The 17,755-nt window shown below is 42.6% G+C and carries 17 protein-coding genes; 8 read left to right on the forward strand and 9 right to left on the reverse strand.

All coding sequences use genetic code 11. The features are described 5' to 3' along the window. Window positions 1-47 precede the first annotated feature (47 nt). Entirely contained in the window at window positions 48-698 is a 651-nt protein-coding gene (locus tag DLM75_RS09665) for a hypothetical protein (protein WP_118968302.1), read from the forward strand. A 7-nt stretch (window positions 699-705) separates the two neighbouring features. Further along, a complete protein-coding gene (gene lysS / locus DLM75_RS09670) occupies window positions 706-2,202 on the forward strand; it encodes a lysine--tRNA ligase (protein ID WP_118968303.1) in 1,497 nt (498 codons plus the stop codon). A 124-nt stretch (window positions 2,203-2,326) separates the two neighbouring features. Here lysS and DLM75_RS09675 read toward each other — a convergent pair whose 3' ends face one another. From DLM75_RS09675 to thiS, 4 genes are all read right to left on the reverse strand, one after another. Further along, window positions 2,327-2,659 (reverse strand): hypothetical protein, encoded by a 333-nt coding sequence (locus DLM75_RS09675; protein ID WP_147456621.1) that lies wholly within the window; start codon window positions 2,657-2,659, stop codon window positions 2,327-2,329. 130 nt (window positions 2,660-2,789) lie between these two features. After that, window positions 2,790-3,617 carry a WecB/TagA/CpsF family glycosyltransferase gene (locus DLM75_RS09680; RefSeq protein ID WP_118968305.1) on the reverse strand — a complete coding sequence of 276 codons (828 nt, stop codon included), beginning with the start codon at window positions 3,615-3,617 and terminating at the stop codon, window positions 2,790-2,792. A 44-nt stretch (window positions 3,618-3,661) separates the two neighbouring features. Beyond that, a complete protein-coding gene (locus tag DLM75_RS09685; protein ID WP_429945454.1) occupies window positions 3,662-4,315 on the reverse strand; it encodes a thiamine phosphate synthase in 654 nt (217 codons plus the stop codon). After that, entirely contained in the window at window positions 4,305-4,505 is a 201-nt protein-coding gene (thiS, locus tag DLM75_RS09690; RefSeq protein WP_118968307.1) for a sulfur carrier protein ThiS, read from the reverse strand. Before thiS ends, DLM75_RS09685 begins: the two co-directional genes overlap by 11 nt. Window positions 4,506-4,594: 89 nt before the next feature. On the opposite strand from thiS, the gene DLM75_RS09695 reads away from it, so the two are divergent. Next, window positions 4,595-4,879, forward strand: coding sequence for a hypothetical protein (locus tag DLM75_RS09695; protein ID WP_118968582.1), 285 nt, complete (start codon window positions 4,595-4,597; stop codon window positions 4,877-4,879). On the opposite strand, the gene DLM75_RS09700 is transcribed toward DLM75_RS09695, so the two are convergent. Genes DLM75_RS09700 through guaB form a run of 3 tightly spaced genes read right to left on the reverse strand, consistent with a single transcriptional unit; the run spans window position 4,869 to window position 7,882 of the window. Continuing rightward, window positions 4,869-5,558 carry a 16S rRNA (uracil(1498)-N(3))-methyltransferase gene (locus DLM75_RS09700; RefSeq protein ID WP_118968308.1) on the reverse strand — a complete coding sequence of 230 codons (690 nt, stop codon included), beginning with the start codon at window positions 5,556-5,558 and terminating at the stop codon, window positions 4,869-4,871. The two genes, DLM75_RS09695 and DLM75_RS09700, sit on opposite strands and share 11 nt — an antisense overlap. Before the next feature lie 9 nt (window positions 5,559-5,567). Further along, entirely contained in the window at window positions 5,568-6,353 is a 786-nt protein-coding gene (locus DLM75_RS09705; protein WP_118968309.1) for an outer membrane lipoprotein-sorting protein, read from the reverse strand. Between the two features lie 2 nt (window positions 6,354-6,355). After that, window positions 6,356-7,882 carry an IMP dehydrogenase gene (gene guaB, locus DLM75_RS09710; protein ID WP_118968310.1) on the reverse strand — a complete coding sequence of 509 codons (1,527 nt, stop codon included), beginning with the start codon at window positions 7,880-7,882 and terminating at the stop codon, window positions 6,356-6,358. An 80-nt stretch (window positions 7,883-7,962) separates the two neighbouring features. Between guaB and DLM75_RS09715 the strand changes: the two genes are divergently transcribed. After that, on the forward strand, window positions 7,963-9,126 hold the full coding sequence (locus DLM75_RS09715) for a DUF1577 domain-containing protein (RefSeq protein ID WP_118968311.1): 1,164 nt from the start codon (window positions 7,963-7,965) through the stop codon (window positions 9,124-9,126). Between the two features lie 26 nt (window positions 9,127-9,152). Here DLM75_RS09715 and DLM75_RS09720 read toward each other — a convergent pair whose 3' ends face one another. Continuing rightward, on the reverse strand, window positions 9,153-10,436 hold the full coding sequence (locus tag DLM75_RS09720) for an EAL domain-containing protein (RefSeq protein WP_118968312.1): 1,284 nt from the start codon (window positions 10,434-10,436) through the stop codon (window positions 9,153-9,155). Window positions 10,437-10,550: 114 nt separating this feature from the next. On the opposite strand from DLM75_RS09720, the gene DLM75_RS09725 reads away from it, so the two are divergent. The 4 genes from DLM75_RS09725 to DLM75_RS24110 all read left to right on the forward strand — a co-directional run bounded on the left by DLM75_RS09725 (window position 10,551) and on the right by DLM75_RS24110 (window position 16,585). Beyond that, entirely contained in the window at window positions 10,551-12,248 is a 1,698-nt protein-coding gene (locus tag DLM75_RS09725) for a hypothetical protein (RefSeq protein WP_118968313.1), read from the forward strand. A gap of 109 nt (window positions 12,249-12,357) precedes the next feature. After that, entirely contained in the window at window positions 12,358-14,352 is a 1,995-nt protein-coding gene (locus DLM75_RS09730; protein ID WP_118968314.1) for an O-antigen ligase family protein, read from the forward strand. A 7-nt stretch (window positions 14,353-14,359) separates the two neighbouring features. Then, window positions 14,360-15,982: an LA_3751/LA_3752 family putative glycosyltransferase gene (locus tag DLM75_RS09735; RefSeq protein ID WP_118968315.1), complete on the forward strand. Its 1,623-nt coding sequence runs from the start codon at window positions 14,360-14,362 to the stop codon at window positions 15,980-15,982. A 240-nt stretch (window positions 15,983-16,222) separates the two neighbouring features. Further along, entirely contained in the window at window positions 16,223-16,585 is a 363-nt protein-coding gene (locus tag DLM75_RS24110; protein ID WP_147456622.1) for a hypothetical protein, read from the forward strand. 22 nt (window positions 16,586-16,607) lie between these two features. On the opposite strand, the gene DLM75_RS09745 is transcribed toward DLM75_RS24110, so the two are convergent. Further along, the gene (locus tag DLM75_RS09745) at window positions 16,608-17,741 is read right to left on the reverse strand and encodes a glycosyltransferase family 2 protein (protein ID WP_118968317.1); all 1,134 of its coding nucleotides are present in this window, start codon (window positions 17,739-17,741) and stop codon (window positions 16,608-16,610) included. Window positions 17,742-17,755 lie beyond the last annotated feature (14 nt).

The following is a 17,755-nucleotide window of genomic DNA, read 5'->3' on the forward strand; positions in this document are numbered from 1 at the left end:
CTAAATTCCTCTTGTAATTTGGTTCCTGGGAAAAACTCTCGTTCTATATGTCTGCAAATCCAGGACCGGTATCCGTACAGGAAGTTTTGTACAAAGCGCGGTTATTCTTTTCCGGATTTTTCCTCTGTCTTCTTTTGATCTCTGGATTCGTTTTTCTCTCCCCTCTTTTCTTAATCAAAGACAGCCCGTTTCCCAAAAGCGACGCTCTCGTATTGGAAGTAAAGGAAACACTTCCGCGCGACATTCTCAAAAATGCGGCCGATGGTTTTAAAAAAGGGTACGCAGGGATTCTGATCGTCCTCTATTCTCCTGCCACCGCAAATTCCAATGTAGGAATCGGTTTGGAACTTACCCAGGAAATCCAAAGTTCTCTGGTGGAGCTTGGTGTGGATGAATCCAAAATTCTCATCTATAAACTCGAACCATACCCTGCGGGCGCGAAGAATTTTTCGAAATCGCTTTTGAAAATTTGTCTGGATCGACAATTAAAGAATATTCTGATCCTCTCCAAAAGATTCGAATCGTCACTGAATCAAAAAATCTACGAATCCGTTTTAGGACCAGCCGGTCTCAAGGTCCATATCGTTCCTCTCGCGGATCGGACGAATCTCTCCAATTGGTTTTTAACCGAAGAAGGATTCGAACTCGTGTTTACAAACTTAGCCAGAACGTTTTATCAAATACTCCCAGGAAAATAGAATCGTAATGTTAGACGCAAAAGAATCAAACGAGCTCATTCAGCAAAGAATCCAAAAAATCGAGGAACTCAAAAAACAGGGAATCAATCCCTACCCGGTTCGTTTTTTTCCGGATTCTAAATCCAAAGAGATCGTAGAAAAGTTTGAAACATCTCCGACGGGACCGGAAACGATCTACAAACTAGGTGGAAGACTCCATTCCAAAAGAGTTATGGGAAAGGCGAGTTTTGCTCATCTCAAAGACAGCACAGGAATCATTCAACTCTATGCGACCAGAGACGACCTCGGTGAAGCGCCGTATGCGATCTTCAAATCTCTCGACTTGGGCGATATCATCGGATTGGAGGGATACCTTTTTACGACTCAGAAAGGGGAAATCACCTTACATCTAACGAAGGTGGAACTTCTCGCAAAGTGTATTCGACCTCTTCCCGTTGTAAAAGAAAAAGACGGTGTCATCTATGACGCGTTCGCCGACGTAGAACAAAGATATAGAATGCGTTATGTGGACTTAGTCGTCAACGACGCTGTCAGAGAAACATTCATCACCCGAAGTAAGATCGTCTCTGAAATCAGAAGTTTTCTGACCAACGAAGGATTTCTGGAAGTGGAAACTCCGATGATGCAACCGATCGCCGGTGGGGCCGCGGCGAGACCGTTTGTCACACACCACAATACTCTTGATATGCAATTATTCTTAAGAATTGCACCGGAACTCTATCTCAAAAGACTCATCGTAGGTGGAATGGATCGGGTATTCGAACTCAATCGAAACTTTAGAAACGAAGGAATCTCCACCAAACACAATCCGGAATTTACGATGCTGGAAGCTTATATGGCCTTCGGCGACATGGCGTCGATGTTGGATCTGACCGAGAGACTCATCACATATTTAGCGCAAAAGGTTTGTGGGACTCTGAAGATCCAATATGGAAAAGATATGATCGATCTTTCCCCGCCTTGGAGAAGAGTTACCTATGTAGACATCATCAAAGAATACAGCGGAATCGATTTTAGTCAGGTCACAACTTTGGAAGAGGCAAAGAAGAAAGCCGCCGAGTTGAAAGTGGACGTTTCAAAATGTAACAGCATTTGGAAAGTGGCTGACGAAGTTTTTTCCGACAAGGCCGAACCGAATCTCATTCAACCGGTCTTTATCACCGATTATCCGACGGAACTTTCTCCCCTCGCAAAATCCAATCCAGAAAAACCGGGTTTTGTGGAACGTTTCGAACCCTACGTGGCTGGAAGAGAAATCGGAAATGCATTTACGGAATTAAACGATCCTTTTGATCAAAAAGAAAGATTTGAAGAACAAGTAAAACAAAGAGAAGCAGGAGACGACGAAGCGTTTATGATGGATGAGGACTATATCCGCGCTTTGGAATACGGAATGCCTCCTACGGGCGGTTTAGGAATCGGAATTGACCGTTTGGTGATGCTTCTTACCAATTCGCATTCGATTCGTGATACGATTCTTTTTCCTCTGATGCGTCCGGAATGATTGAGAATCTCACGAAGATCAAATTTGATATTTGAACATTGAAATCGTATAAAAAAACTCGGATCATTTCCGAGTTTTTTTACGAGCATTACGAAAGACTGTCGAAAGTAGGAAAATTGAAAACTCAACCTTGAAGTCGTTTTTTCCGTTTGGGGGTTTCCGTCATCAAACGAAGAGAAAAGTGATCCACGAGTATATCGATTCTTTCTCCGAGTGCCGAAATAGAACGATCTAATCTGGATTCCAGCCTCAGACTCTCGGTTTTTAACTCCGACTTTACATTCATCAGATCGGATCGTATTTCAGTGCGCACCGTTAAAAGATCCGCCTTTCTTTCCTTTTCGGATTCTTCCAACTGGGAGAAAAGCTGTTTCCATACAAGATGCAAAATACCAAAGAGAGATCCAAAACCAAAGAGCATCGTCAAAAACAACGTGATAAAACTATAATCCATCATTCCTGAATGCTACTTCAAAATGGGCTAAAATCAAGTTATTTTTTCAAAAGCACATTGAAATATTAGAATATAACACTTTCCGCATACAGCGAGAATTCGACTTTCAGTAAGTTTGTTGAACCAAATGATTCTACGCTTTTTTGCGAAAGAGGGATTTAAAAAATACGACTGTAAAAAACTGAAACATTCTAAATAGACGAAAGAGTCTCCAAGGTTTACTGATAATTCTCCAAACCCAGATCAATCCTCGAAGTTTGAAAAAATTCGGAGCTTTTCTTACTTTTCCGGAAAGAATGTCTAACGAGCCGCTCACTCCGATGATCACGGAATGACCAAAAAAGGCGGTATTATTTTCGATCCAGATTTCTTGTTCCGGAAAATCCATTGCAAGAAAGATAATATTCGGACTGGTCTTACGAATCGATTCTTTGACCATCAATTCTCTTTGCGGATTCATATAACCCGCGTGACGTCCTACGATTCTGACTCCTGGAAAGTGACGGGAAAGTGTAAAGTAGACTTTTTCGATTACGTCTTCCTTTCCACCGAGCATAAAGATCGAATAATTTCTGAGTTCACAAAGACGAACCAAGTCCATCATCAAAGCGATCGGAGAAATTCTTTCCTTGAGATTTTTTCCGAGCCTCGTCGCGGCCCACTGAAGACCGGCGCCTTCTGCAAGAATCAACGTTGCCTTCTCCGTAATTCGGTGAAGCTTTTTACCCTTTCGAACCGACATCACTTTGATCGGATCCAAGAAGAGAACGTGATGAAACCTTTCTTTTTCTTCCAATAAACGATATATCTTCGCGACGGCTTCGTCTTGCGAAACATTGTCGAATGGAACCCCGAGAATATCCGTTTTTCCTAATGTTTCCGTTTGAATGACTTGGTAATCGAGAAGGTAATCCCGATCGTCTTTCGCAGAGAGATGTATGATTTCGCCAGGCTTTTTCATCCTAAAGGCATCCTATACGACATAAGTTCAGAGTCAATTGAAAGTTACCGCTTTCTGGCTCGGATTTTTTCGGCGGCGGCTCGGAATTCTTCTTCTAAACAAACCATGGAAATACTGGAAAGGAGAAACGAACCCTGTTCTAATATCTGATCCAAATTCGAAACTTGGATTCCACCGATCAAAGTTACCGGCGTCGTAGCGGATCCGGAAAGATTCGCCAAAACATCGGTTCCGATCGCGGACTTCGCGTCGTACTTGTTTTCGGTGGAGAAGATCGGGCCTAAACCGGTATAATTCCAAAGGGAAGAATCCAGGGAATTCACCTCTTCCACTGTATGAGACGAGGTTCCTAAAAATAATTTCGATTCTCGAAGTGAGATTTTTTCTTCGTCTTTGAGAGCTTCGTAATCTTCCTTTCCTAGGTGAGCTCCAAAACAATTCAGCCGGATCGCTTCCTTCCAATCATCGTTTAGTATCCAAGGGATCGACGGGTATTTGTCTAACAACGTTTTTACGAGGGAATTCAACTCTTCCGAACGAACATTTTTCGCGCGGATCTGGATCCAAGGCACCAAGTCCCGATATTCCATCCAAAGCTTCGGGACCTCAAAAAAATTGAGATTCTTCTTTTTACAAAAATCCAGATCGAGGATCGGATACAAGCCCGGATGATTCCAGACGTTAGGATCAACCACCACCGACAAACCTAAGAATTTCGAGCTGGTCTTCTTCGAATAGTTCAGTTTGCTCCCAAAACTCTCTCTTGAGTATGTTTCCGTTTCTCTGAATCGCCACCATTTCCGGTTTGATTTTGAGGTGTTCTAAGAGGGCTGGAATCTGGGACGATTTCAATTCGGAAAGGGGAAGTTTTTTTCCGTTCACTTGCATAGGGATGACAAAAAAAGTTTGTGTTGGAATCCGTACCTGTCCAATCTTTTTTGATTTACGAAGAATTCCTTCGTAGGGAATCTAACCTTATGAGGAAACTGTCTTCAATCATTCTTATTTCCCTTTTGTTCTTCCTTGTTCTGAGTGGATGTCATTCGAGACACGACGAGACCACTGATAAGGCCGTTTTCAACTATATCCTTGCTTGTGGTCCGGGCGGATCGATCGATTCTTGCAACGCGGTCTGTGCAGAACGTTGGGGCGCGACCGCTACCAGTGCAAACTTGCAAAACCTCAATACTTGCACAAGCGCTTGCTCCACAAACTGCAATATCGTGAGTTTGTATCTGCAATACAGCGCCCTCAACAAGTAAAGTATCGAAACATCGAGGCCGCAAAAATTCCAGCGGTCTCGATCCTCAAAATCGAATCTCCCGCTTTGACTCCCAAAACTCCTTTCTCTTTGAGTAGAAGGATTTCCTTTTCTCGAAATCCGCCTTCCGGTCCTATGATCCAAATCGAATTCTGAAACGATTCCGCTTTCAGTTCGGCTTCTCCCCTCGGATCTAAAAAAAAGTAAGAATGTTCTTTTCCTTCCTGCGCTTTTAAGAATTCCTTCAGGGAAACGGGAGCGAAAACTTCCGGAAGAAACATCTGTTTGGATTGAGCCGCCGCTTCTTCTGTGATCTTTTGCGCCCTTTCCAGATTAAAATCCTTTCGATCGGATTGTTCGAAGTTTAAAAAGTAAAAATGACTCAGACCGAGTTCAGTTCCTTTCTGTAAAAGCCATTCCAAACGATTCCCTTTGGGAATCGCGGTTGCAATTCCGGAAATACTTTTTCTTTTCGGATGGCTTTTGGATTCTTTCAATAAACCTTGATCGGAATTTTCTCCAACTTCGTAAATCCACTCCGATCCGTTCCCATTCAGGACGCGAAGGATTTTTTTTTCGGTGTAAATACGAAGAGCTTTGAGATGGGAAATTTCCTCTCGATTCAATACGAATTCTTTTTCGGAATTCCAGTCTCTTCGAAATAGAATCGTTTCTTCCAAAACGAGTTCCTATCGATTTAGATTGGCGAGATCAAACAAGGAAGGATCCGGTTTTACTTCCTTATCAATTTCAGTATATTCTAATACACTGATGGATCCTGTATTCAGGTCCAACATCTCCAGGCGATTGGCGAGTTCTTCCTTTCCGAGCTTTTGGTTCTGCTTTACCTTTATAGGCCCGTATTTGATGTTCATCGTCTTAAAAAGAACTCCGTCCTTGTCGTGAAAATCAAGACGTGTGGGTTTCAAAGAATCCAAATCCAACAAAAGAATGAGTTTGGAATAGAAGTAAGGAATGATCGGCTTGAGAGAGACTCTTTTAAAGGAATGATCGGAAGTTTTTAAGTCGCTCTGCACGATCGGATTGTAGTTGGCCTGATAGGAAACTCCGGAAAGGTCCATAAAACTAAAACCGGTAGAAAGGTGTTGTTCGTATTTTTCCTCGTCCACTTTTCGAAAAATCTTTTTGGATAGAACGTTGAACGCGTAGATTTGTTCGCCTTCATCCTTGATCAGGATTTTGTATTCGAGTCCTCTACCCCTACTTTCAAAAAGATAAAGAGTGTCTTCGTCTTTTCGAAAGATGCTTACATCCCAGCTCCAGGTTTCTCCGGATCTTCGAATGAGAATTAGATTTCCTTTGATCAATCCTTGATTCGACTTCGCAAGAGCCTGGTCGAGCCTAGCGACCAATTCCTGCGCGACTCTCGGACCGGCGGATCCTTGCGGGTTTGTTTCCTGGCGGGGAATAGTGAACGCCAACAAACAAACGAACAACGCAAGAATCCGAATCAAACTTACTCCGCCCTCATCGTCGGCGCGCTGAAAGAATAGAGTCCGTGAACGGAGCCCTGCGCCTGCGCGGATTCGGAACGCCTTTCGAAACGGATCGCCCCACTTCGAAGCGCCTTGTGTATTTCAGGAATGGATTTATATCCCATATCTTGAAAGGAAAGCCTGAGTCCTTGCGACAAATACGGAATGAAGTTGAGAATCGAGCCACGATCCACAACCGAACCGCTCACACCCTGAGCTACTTTCACTTTTTGACCTTCGTTAAAATAACGTTTGTCCCCACCGGCTTTCATCGCCTCGATCGAAGCCATTCCTCTGTATTTCTTGAGACGGATTCCATTCTCATAAAAATACTCACCCGGCGCTTCGGTCGTTCCCGCAAACATAAATCCCATCATACAAGTAGACGCACCGATCGCAAGCGAGTTCGCAATATCTCCGATATTCGAGATTCCACCGTCCGCTATGACAGGAACGTCATATTTTGCGGCATGTTTGGCGGTTTGAAAAACTGCGGTTGCTTGTGCTCGTCCGACCGCCATCGTATCTTGAGTGATACAAATGGATCCAGGCCCCATACCGATGCGAAGCCCGTCTGCGCCCGCTTGGATGAGATTCTCGGCCTGTCCGCGAGTCACTACGTTCCCTGCGATCACATCCAGATTCTTAAATTCTTTTTTGATGAACTGAATCATTTCGATTTGATAGTTCGAATTTCCTTGTGCGGAATCGATGATGATCACGTCGACTCCGGCTTCGTAAAGTGCGGCGACTCTTTCTCTGGATTCCATCAAGGTTGATACGGCGGCACCACAACGGAGTCTTTTACTTTCATCCTTTGAGGCATCCGGAAATTCTTTATTCTTCTTTAAGTCGGATCGACTTACAAGTGACACTAACTTTCCATTGGAATCCACAATCGGAAGTTTTCCGATTTTCGATTTCTTGATGATATCATTCGCTTCTTGTAAAGTGATTCCCGCTTTCCCGGTGATTACGTTTGTAGTCATCACTTTATCAAGTGTGATGTCTCTGTTCTTTTCAAAATCGATATCTCTGTTCGTTACGATCCCTACGAGCTTCGTATTTCTAGTTCCGTCTTCTGTGACTGGAATTCCAGTGAAGCCTTTGTGCTCTTTGATCCAATCTAAATCCTTGATTACGTTCTTTGGTCCGAGGATTACAGGGTCGGTGATGAATCCGTTTTCAAAACGTTTCACTTTCTCTACAAGCGCTACCTGCTCTTCGACCGTGTTGTTGTAATGAATGATTCCGATCCCGCCCATCAACGCTTGTGCGATGGCCATCTGGGATTCCGTTACGGTATCCATTGGCGAACTGATAAAAGGTCTTTTTAGTTTTATATTTCGAGTCAGTCTGGTTTCAAGCTCAACTTCGGAGGGATGGAAGTCGATAAATCCAGGGAGGACGAGAAAATCTCTGTAGGTTAGACCGATCTGAAGACTAAAGAGTTCATCTCCGGATAGTCCGTCTAAATATTCGGAGTCGCGGTAAGTTTGGTTTGACATTCTTATTCCTTACCTAGTACATAAAAGGTAAACAGAGAACTGAGATCAAGAGAATTTCCCCTCCTTTGCTTTGAAAAACTATGGAAACAATTCAGAGAAAAAAAAGAGATAAAGAAACGGTCGTCGACCCAGCTAAAAAGTTTCACATTATTTCGAAATTTCTCGTAAAAACCGACATCGTCGCGCAGTCCCCCGGCATCGTAAAACAGATCGTAAAAATTTTACAAGTTTCCAAAGACGCGACAAAAATTCTCATTCAAACCCAAACGCCCAACGCGTTTCCTTTGAACAGTCACGTCATCTTGACAAAACTTCTCGCTAAGTATGTGGAATTGGATTGTGAAGTCCTGGACGAAAAACCGGGAAATCAATTGATCCTGGGCGTCTCTGATATCTCGATCGCAAGCAAGGAAAGAAGTCTCAACCGAATCGCACCTCCGGAAGGAAGCGTCTGGATAACCAATATCCGCACGAGCAAGACAACGATCGACGCGAATCTTTTCAATATTCCGACCTCGGTCAAGGTCAACTTCGCCGACTACGAAACAAAGTTGAAATCCAAATACGATATTTTGAAAATCGATGTCTTTCGTACGATCGGGGACAAGTTCGATTTAGTGAAAAAGACCAGAAAGATTCTTTTTATCCCCGATACGCAAAAGCCTTCCAGTTATGCGCCTTTCGACCAGGAAGGTTTTATCGATTACGAGGCCGAGATCGGAGACAAGGACGATATCAGAAAAAAAATCATCGAATACGCGAATCAAAAGATCAAATCGGAACTGATCGTTCCCGTTATTTATCTCAACCACGAAGAACAAGCAATTCCGATCGGTTACGTGCACGCGCAAAATCGAAACCGTGAAATCGACATTCTCGAAGTGATGGAAATCAAAACTCTCACATTCGAAATGGTGGATCGAATCCGAGAATCCAACACAGTACTCGTTAAAGAAAGATTTCCGATCGTAAATATTTCCACAGGCGGACTCAAAGCGAAAATCAACCATCCTGACCTGAACCAGGATCTCACCAAAAGAGCCGGATTTACCTTTGACATTTTCTTTAAAATGCAGGCGCCTCTTACCGCATTCGGGGTCATTCGTTCCGTAACAAAAGACGCGGACGGTAACTTATACGTCGGACTTTCGATCGAAGGAAATTCTGCCCGTCCGGGAGAAAGAAAAAAATACATCGACAACGTGAATAGACTTCTTGCCGAAGCAAATCAAGCCCAGACGTAATTTAAAAAGAATGACTTTATATTTTCTTAATATTCAGGAACTTGCACGTCCACAAAAAGGACATGCCCGTCCGGCAACCGTTTGCTATAGGTAATGAGTAGAATTCCGTAGCTGATATCGTAGTACGGATTGCTGATAATCCATTCCGCTCTTGTGTCTTTCATAGATTTGTAGAATTGTTCGAGGAAATACGGTCTCCAACTCCAGTTCCTTCCGATAAAAGAATGATCGGTATCCATGGAAACCTCTCCGATTCTCATATAATTGGGCGAAACCTGGCTTCCGGTGAGACTCGTGACGTAGATTCTAAAAACAAAATCCCCCAGAGCGCTCGGATTCTGAATTTGAACGCCGTGAAGTTCCCCTTCTTCATAAACCGTGATTCCGGAAAGATTCAACTTTTCTTCCAGTTCATTTTCCTGTTTGATCTGTTTCATCAACTGGTAACGTTTGTAATTGAAGAAGAGTTCGTGTAAGGTGGAGAATCTGAGCTTTAATTCCTCTTGCCCAATCATATCGGGAAGAGCTTCGGCGAAATAAAATCCCTGCAAAAAACGAGCGCTGTATGTAAGAGATTGAAAGAGTTCCTTTTCGTTTTCGATACCTTCGAAAAGAAGCGAACAGCCTAGAGATTCCGAAAGTCTCGAGATCGTAAAAAGAATTTCCTGAAAGTTTCTGGAAGTCACCGATTGACGGAGCATCTGCAGATCGACTTTCAAAATATCGGGGTGAAAGATTCCGATCCGATCCAAATTCGAAGAACGAGAGCCGAGGTCGTCGATCGCGACCAAAAAACCTTCTTTCTTATAACGCGAGATGAGAGGACGAAGACTTTCTAAACTTCCGTCAAAATGTTCTTCCACGATTTCAATGACGATCTTAGAAGGATCCAATCCGAGCTCTTTCACAAGACGAATCGTATAAGAATCTTCGGCTTCCTCTTCGATATGATCTCTCATATACGCTGGTGAAATATTCAAGAAGAGTTTGGCTTCCGGAAACTGATCTTGCTTTTTCAGAAGATGAAGAATCGCTTTTCTTCGAAGGTCCCGATCGACTTCCCTTTTGAGATTGTAAATTTCTTTCCGCTCGTTTGGATCCAAAACCCCCGTCTCTGCATCCAGAAAAAACGGTCCAAGAGAATGGACATTTCCGGATTGATCCCTGAACCTTCCTAAAGTTTCATATCCGAAGATAGAATCCCTTTCAACGGAAAGGATAGGTTGAAAATAAGGAATGATCTCTCCGGACTGGAACCAAATATCCCATTCTAATTTCGTTTTCGGAAGCGTGCCAAGTGGCTTGATCATGCAGTTACAATTTTTTCGGATCTCTCATTCCTACAAGGAAATTCCGAACCGCGTAAAAAAACATGAGTCATGATGGCAGACTTCATTCTTCCAAATAAAAGATAGGATGTAACTTTGAAGCGCAATTTGTATTTCACATTCAGCATTCTGCTGATTTTACTCGGAATCCTTTCCGCTTACCAAATGCGTTGGATTTCGGATGACGCATTCATTTCTCTACGTTATGCGAAGAATCTCGCTGATGGAAAGGGTTTGGTGTTCAACGTCGGAGAACGGGTCGAAGGTTATACAAATTTTTTATGGACTCTTCTTTTAACTCTCCCCCATCTCACAAAAACGATCGATCCGGTCTCCGTAACATACACACTTGGCATCCTTTCCTTTTTAGGTACTTGTATCTATCTATTACTCTGGAATTTAAAGGAGGAGACGCAAACTTCTTCAATCCCTTTCGCACTAACCTGCTTTGTGTCCATGCACCACAATCGAGTTTTCGCGACGGGAGGCCTTGAAACCTCCTTACACGGTTTCTTATTGATCGCGTCTTCCTACCACCTTCTCTCCAATAAGCGAGTAACGTATCAGGGTTGGACCATTGCGATCGTTTTGTCTGCCTTGGCTTGCCTCAATCGACCCGACGGATTGTTGTTTCACGGACTGGCGGGAATTTATATGGGGGCAACCTTTCTCCAGGAACAAGGCGCTTCACTCCGGAAGGATTGGTATCGAAGGAAAGAATTCCTCATTCTTCTCTTCGTCTACTTTACCCCCGCCCTATTCTATATTTGGAAATTAGAATATTACGGAAACCTATTGCCGAATACGTTCTATGCAAAGTCGGGAGGAAGTGTTTATCTCGAACAAGGTTTAGTCTATTTTTTTCTTTTTCTAAAGATGTATTACGCTTTGATTCCTGTCTTAGCGTTTTCCGTTTACCTATTCTTTCGGAAGTTTCAGGAGTTTGTTCGCTCAAAGAGCGAACAAAAGAGTCTGGATTGGATTCTTCTTTTTGTTTTCCCTTTTTTATACGCTGGATATTACACTTGGATCGGCGGAGATTTTATGTTCGCTCGGTTTTATCTCCCCATTCTTCCCATCTTGTTTGTTTGGGTAGAAAGAGGAATTCCGAGCGCCGATTTCGTTGTGATGCGATTTCGAAAGGGAGTCCCCTTTTTGATTCCTCTTTTACTTCTCCTTCGCTTTGATTTCTATAAAGGAACCACGATTCCAATTTTGCGAGACATAGCGGATGAGAATCAGATCTACAAAAGAGAAACATCCGAAAGAACAAAAAGTTTTTTTTCTCCATGGAAAGAAGTTTTTGAAACGAACAACGTAAAAGTGGCGTTTGCCGGCTCCGAAGCCATTCTTATCTATTATCTCAATCCGGCGTTGGCGATCGAAACGGAGGCCGGTCTAACGGACCCATACATTGCACGTTTAGTCTCTCAAAGACGGGGAAGAATCGGTCATGAAAAATCGACTCCCCGTAGCTATTTAAAAAAGAGAGGAGTTGAACTTCTCCTTTTTACGAATGCACAAAATCAGACAAACGAATACGACGCACTGACCATTCCCGATCTTGGGATCACTTGGAGAATTCTTCGCTACTCACCCGAGTTGATGAAAGAATTGAGAAAAATTCCTTCCTTCAACTTCGTCGATTTTGAAGAACATTTGGATCGTTATCAAGAGAAGTTCAAAAATCTTTCCCCGACTTTGAGAAAGGAAAAGTATCTCGAATTCGAGGAATACTACTTCGCCAATGCAAAGGATAAAAATAGACAAAAATGGTACCAGAAGAATTTGTGATTTTTGCGTAGACCCAAGGTCCGTCCTTCGGGAGAATCTTGATTGCTAAAATCCGGGTGAGAAGATAGCCTGCATATATCTTCTTTTCATTGACTAAACAAAAACTTAAATGAGTCATTTTCTCAATTTAAAAATAGTACCCCTCATCTTAGTTAGTTTTTGTTTCGGCTTTCTGTTTTTTTTCGATCCATCCAATCCGGCTCTATCCAGAGACAGTCTCGTATTCACTCTCTTCGTCTGGGTTTTTTGCGTTGGGTTTGCTTGGAAGAAAAAATTAAACCGAATTGATCCGTTCTTTTTCTTAGCCTGTCTTTTTCTAATCGGAATTTCGACGATCAACGGGATCAATCGAGCGCCGGTCGTTTATTTTCCCCAAAAGCTGAATCTAAAACTTCTTTACGTTGTTGCGTTTTCTTTTTCCATTTTTCTGTATTTCAAAAATGTTTCGCCGATTTTTTTGTTCATTCATACGGTAGTCTTTGCTTCTTCACCTCCTCTCTTCTCTAGCATCAAGTCGATCCCTCTCTTGATCTTTGTACTCGCTTCTTTTTTGTATCTTGTCCCGAAACGAATTCGTTTTCAAAAATTTCACGGAATTTTAGGCGTCTTCTTTCTTTTCGTTTTGATTTCTTCGATTCTATCGTATAAATCGCAATCGGGCTTTTTACAACTATCCCTTCTTCTTTCCTCGATCGGAATCTTTGTCTTACTCTCTTCCTATCCAAGCAGAGGAATCAAAAAAGGACTCCTACTGATCCTTTCCTTCGATCTTCTTCTGAATACGTTGAATCTTTTTTCGGCGATTCATATGATCTGGCCTTTTTCCATATTGGAGCCTCCTCTTCTTCTGACCTACGCCGGTTTTCCGGTTTCCGCGATCGCGGTCATTTCCGCGTTCACAGCGCTCGTCGTTTTGTATTCTGCGTTCCGATTTCCAAGTTATTCAATCGTTCTGATCCCCAGTGCCATCCTCGCGATTTATCTAACCTTTCTCAATCATTCGAGAGCGAGTATGCTCGCGTTTCTTGTCGCCGTATTGAGTTTAATCCTACTCCGTTTAGGAAAGAAGACCAATCTTACGAAGGGGATCGTATCGACTGGGCTCGTAGTTACGGTCGTCGCAACGGGAATGTTTTTTTTCCTAACAAAGGAGTCGATCCCTCAGTATTTGAATCCGGAAACACTTTGGATTCGATTCTCACTTTGGGCGTTCCACTTTCAATCCGTCCTGCAAAATGCTCCCGTCTTCGGCTTGGGTCCGGACGCAGATTCTCTTCTGGCTCATCTACCGAACGTTCATCCGGGCACGATCGGTTATTCGGATTTCAATCTTTTCTTACATTCGTTTCGTTCTTATCCGCAGGCTCACAACCTCTATGTGGAAATGTTTTCGAGTTTCGGAATCTTAGGTTCGATCGTTTTTCTTGGGATCGCAGGTCAACTCGTCTATCTCTCCTTGAAAATGATCCGCGTCGGAAATAAAGAAATCGCTAATATAGGAATGTTTCTTTCTTCCATTCTGATCTTTATCGCGTTCCATGAATTTTTTGATTTCAATTTAGGAGAACAGCACTTTCTCATTCCCGTCGCAGTTTCCTTATCTTTATTACAACTTAGATTCGGATTCAAGGGAATTACGATTCGAACCCAAGAACGTAGCTTTCAACTTTCTTTCTACGTCGGCCTATTTCTCTTAGGGTTATTGAGTTTCCAACTGATCTGGGAGCAAAGAATCAGAAATCTCATCCTTGTGTCCGTCCAGAACGAAATCGAACTTGATAACTTTTTTATATACAAAGAAAAGAATATTCCCGGAAATCGAAAAAAGGTTTCCTACCCTATCGAGGAAGTCGCGAAAAGCGAAAAATGGATTCGTTCGGAGGAAGGTCTTATTTTAGCTTCTTTGATTCTTCGTAAAAAGCCGGAGTATGAAACGCTTGCTTTATCCTTACTGGACAGATGTATCCACCAAAATCCGTATTCTTCCGTGTGTAGAAAAGAAAAGGCCGACTTTCTAAAAAAGAAAAACGGAAACACGAATATCGAAAAAGAATTCGAAGACGCTAAAAAAACAGATCCATTTCATATCATTTTCACGGAATAAATCCAAGATGTTAAACCGACTGACTCATCCTTATGCTCGATACATACTTTATCTGTTCGTATTCGGATTTCTCCTTTTCAATCGATCAAAATTGGATCGATTCTTTCCTTTCGTATCCAGCGACTCGCAGATCAAATACTATCAGACCATTTCCTTCGCGCAGAATGGAATGGATGCCATAACAAAATCGGAATGTATTTACCCTGGGCAGAACTTGGATCCGGATTTTCGATTTTTTCCTTTTGATTATCCCTGGGCGTTTTTAAAAAATACGAACAGAGGGAAATGTTTGTTTCAATATCCTGCCCTATTCGCGATGGCAAACGGGATACCGGCCTATCTATTCGGTCCCAAGATCATCACATTCTTTCCGCTTCTGTGTCTGTTTGCCTGTATGATTGTGTTCGATCGGATCCTTTCCTTATTTATCAAATACGACTGGGCCGTTTTACTTGGAACCTTGGTTCCTTTCGGAATCAGTTTTCCAATCCTTTCTTCAGAAGAATTTTCGGAAGTTCCCTTAAACAACCTGTTGCTTCTTTCTTTCGGGCTTCTCTTACTTCAATCCGTCTATTTTGATTTCGTGGATTCCGAAAGAAGAAAAGAAGATTCACATTTTAGAATATTCTCTTTTTGTTCAGGTCTGATAGCGGTAATCGCTTTTTTTCTGAGAACAGAATCCGCTTTTCCGATCTTCCTATTCGGTATCTTTTCTTTTTTCCAAAAAGAAAGCAGAGAGAATCTAAAAGAATATCTTATTTTTTCTATTTCGGGCGCCGCTATCGGGATCGTAACGATCGGAATCTTGAACTTCGCGTATTCGGGACATCCGATGGGAATTCGTTTTCTGGTAAGTTCGGGTGACGCAGTCAGTCAGTTTTCCCTTCCTAAACAGATCTCCATCTTTCAAGGATATCTTTTCGGAGACGAAACGAAAACCGGATTTCTCAAGGCCGCGCCTTATACGATCTTAATCCTTGGAATTCTATCCAACTTGATCCGCAAAAAGAAACTGTCCGGCGAATCGTTGCTCGGTCTCGTCGGGCTTGGAACCGTATTCTCTATATCGTTCTTAAGTCCGTATACGGCCGGGGTCCATCACTTTGGTCTGCGCTATTTAGAATCCGGTTATCTCTTTCTTTCTGCTGGAATTTTTATATTTTTGTATCATAGAAGTATCGAATTCCCAAAGGCGGGCATCGTTCTCGTTCTTCTGACCGTGGTCAGTTTGTATTATAATTATAAGTTCACGCGAGAAGGTTTTAAAATTTTGTTCGGGGCCATCACTCCCTATAACGAAATACAAAACGAATTTCAGAAAAGAAAAATGATCGTTCACAAGGGACAGTTTACGAACTACCTCATCGGCTCTTCTTATCTTACCGCAATCCATCTTTCTGTGAATTCATCCAAAGACGCATTGGACTTGGAAGAGATTCTAAAAAAGCAAAACATCGAATCGTATTCGATTTTAGAATATGACCTAATACCACCAAGAGATCCAAATCTCCCCGAGAAACAGTATCAAGAAAAGATTGCGGTCCGTTTTCCGGATCCGGATCGTTTCTACAAGAAGAAGGATGAGAAGAAGATTTTGGATTTCACTCTGAAAACATATTCCTTGCGATAAAAATGGAATTCCGAGTCTTTCCTCTGTTTCGGATAACGTTTCACATTGATCCGGTAAGACGTTTCTAAAGCTTGAGAAAAGAAGAATCAGGCTTCTCTTTGTAACAGATTCTTTCCTAATTTTGAACTTAATTTCATAATTCGCGGCTCGCGCAGAAGTGTCAGGGCGACAAAATCACAAAGATCGGAGTAGAATCTTGTCGCGATATTTTTTGACTACGTCAAAAGCCAATTCCACGCGTTGCGCGAGCGAATTGCAGTAAATCTTGTCGCGATATTTTTTGACTACGTCAAAAGCCAATTCCACGCGTTGCGCGAGCGAATTGCAGTAAATCTTGTCGCGATATTTTTTGACTACGTCAAAAGCCAATTCCACGCGTTGCGCGAGCGAATTGCAGTAAATCTTGTCGCGATATTTTTTGACTACGTCAAAAGCCAATTCCACGCGTTGCGCGAGCGAATTGCAGTAAATCTTGTCGCGATATTTTTTGACTACGTCAAAAGCCAATTCCACGCGTTGCGCGAGCGAATTGCAGTAAATCTTGTCGCGATATTTTTTGACTACGTCAAAAGCCAATTCCACGCGTTGCGCGGTATTGGCTAACTCGCTCCCTATGGGTCGCGAGTTAGGTTCTTTTCAACAAATGTGCGGTGATGGTTTGTCCTATGAGGTTGAGAATTTGAACGCTCAGAAAACTGATCATCAATATTTCTTTCTCCAAGTCTAAAACTTGAAACGAATTTCTCCACCACCGAAACAGAATAAATGCGAAAAGTAATACTACAAACAAGATCATCCGAGCCGAATACCAGAACAAAAGATCTTCCGAAAGATGATTCAGTTTAGAATAGAGACTCAGTTCGGAACTCTTTCTCGCGGCCAAAAATAATCCGATAGCCCAGACCGTCTGCCCGAGCGTCGCGACTAACAAAGAAACGGTGAGAGAATGAATGCCGAAGATATGAAACGGACCGATCGCAATGATTCCCGTAAAATATCCGAGAAGTGTCACAGCCCAACCGAAGAAGAAAAGCGCAAAACCGGAATAGTAAAACAACTGTTGAGAATGGATGAGAATCTGCAAAAGATGCCTCATTCCATCCCTCCAGGTTCTAAGATGTGGGATCCGGCCTGCTACATCGGGATACAAACTGATCGGCACATGCGAAAGTTTCACGCCGCTTCTCAGAGCTTTGACGAGCATTTCCGAGGCGAATTCCATACCCGTGCTCTCGATTTCCCATTCCAAATATTTCTTCTTTAAAAAACAGCGAAAACCGGAATTGGCGTCCAGCACACGGTTTCCTTTTTTTGAATATAATAGATTGATAATCCAGTTGATTACCGGTGTCCCGAGATATCTATGTAAAAACGGCATTGCTCCCTTATGAATCGTTCCACTCAGACGGGAGCCGATTACAAACTCCGCACCCTTTTCCATTTCGGCAAGAAGAGCGGGAGATTCGAGAAAATCATACGTATTATCCGCATCCGCAAAGAGGACGATCTCGCCGGTGGCATTTGTGATACCGAAATTGAGGGCGGCTCCGTAGCCGCGTTCTTTGCAATGAACGACCCTTGCTCCGAATTTCTTCGCGATCGCAATCGACTTATCTTCGCTTCCGTTATCCGAAACAAGAATTTCAACATTGTATTGTTTTAGTTCCTTCTTGAGTTTCACCAACTTTTCAAGAACCAAGGGGAGTGTTTTTTCTTCGTTTAAACACGGGATAACATAGGTAATATTTTTTTTCTTCATATTTATGATTCCGA

Origin of the sequence: Leptospira stimsonii (assembly GCF_003545885.1) — a bacterium.
Taxonomy (GTDB): Bacteria; Spirochaetota; Leptospiria; order Leptospirales; family Leptospiraceae; genus Leptospira; species Leptospira stimsonii.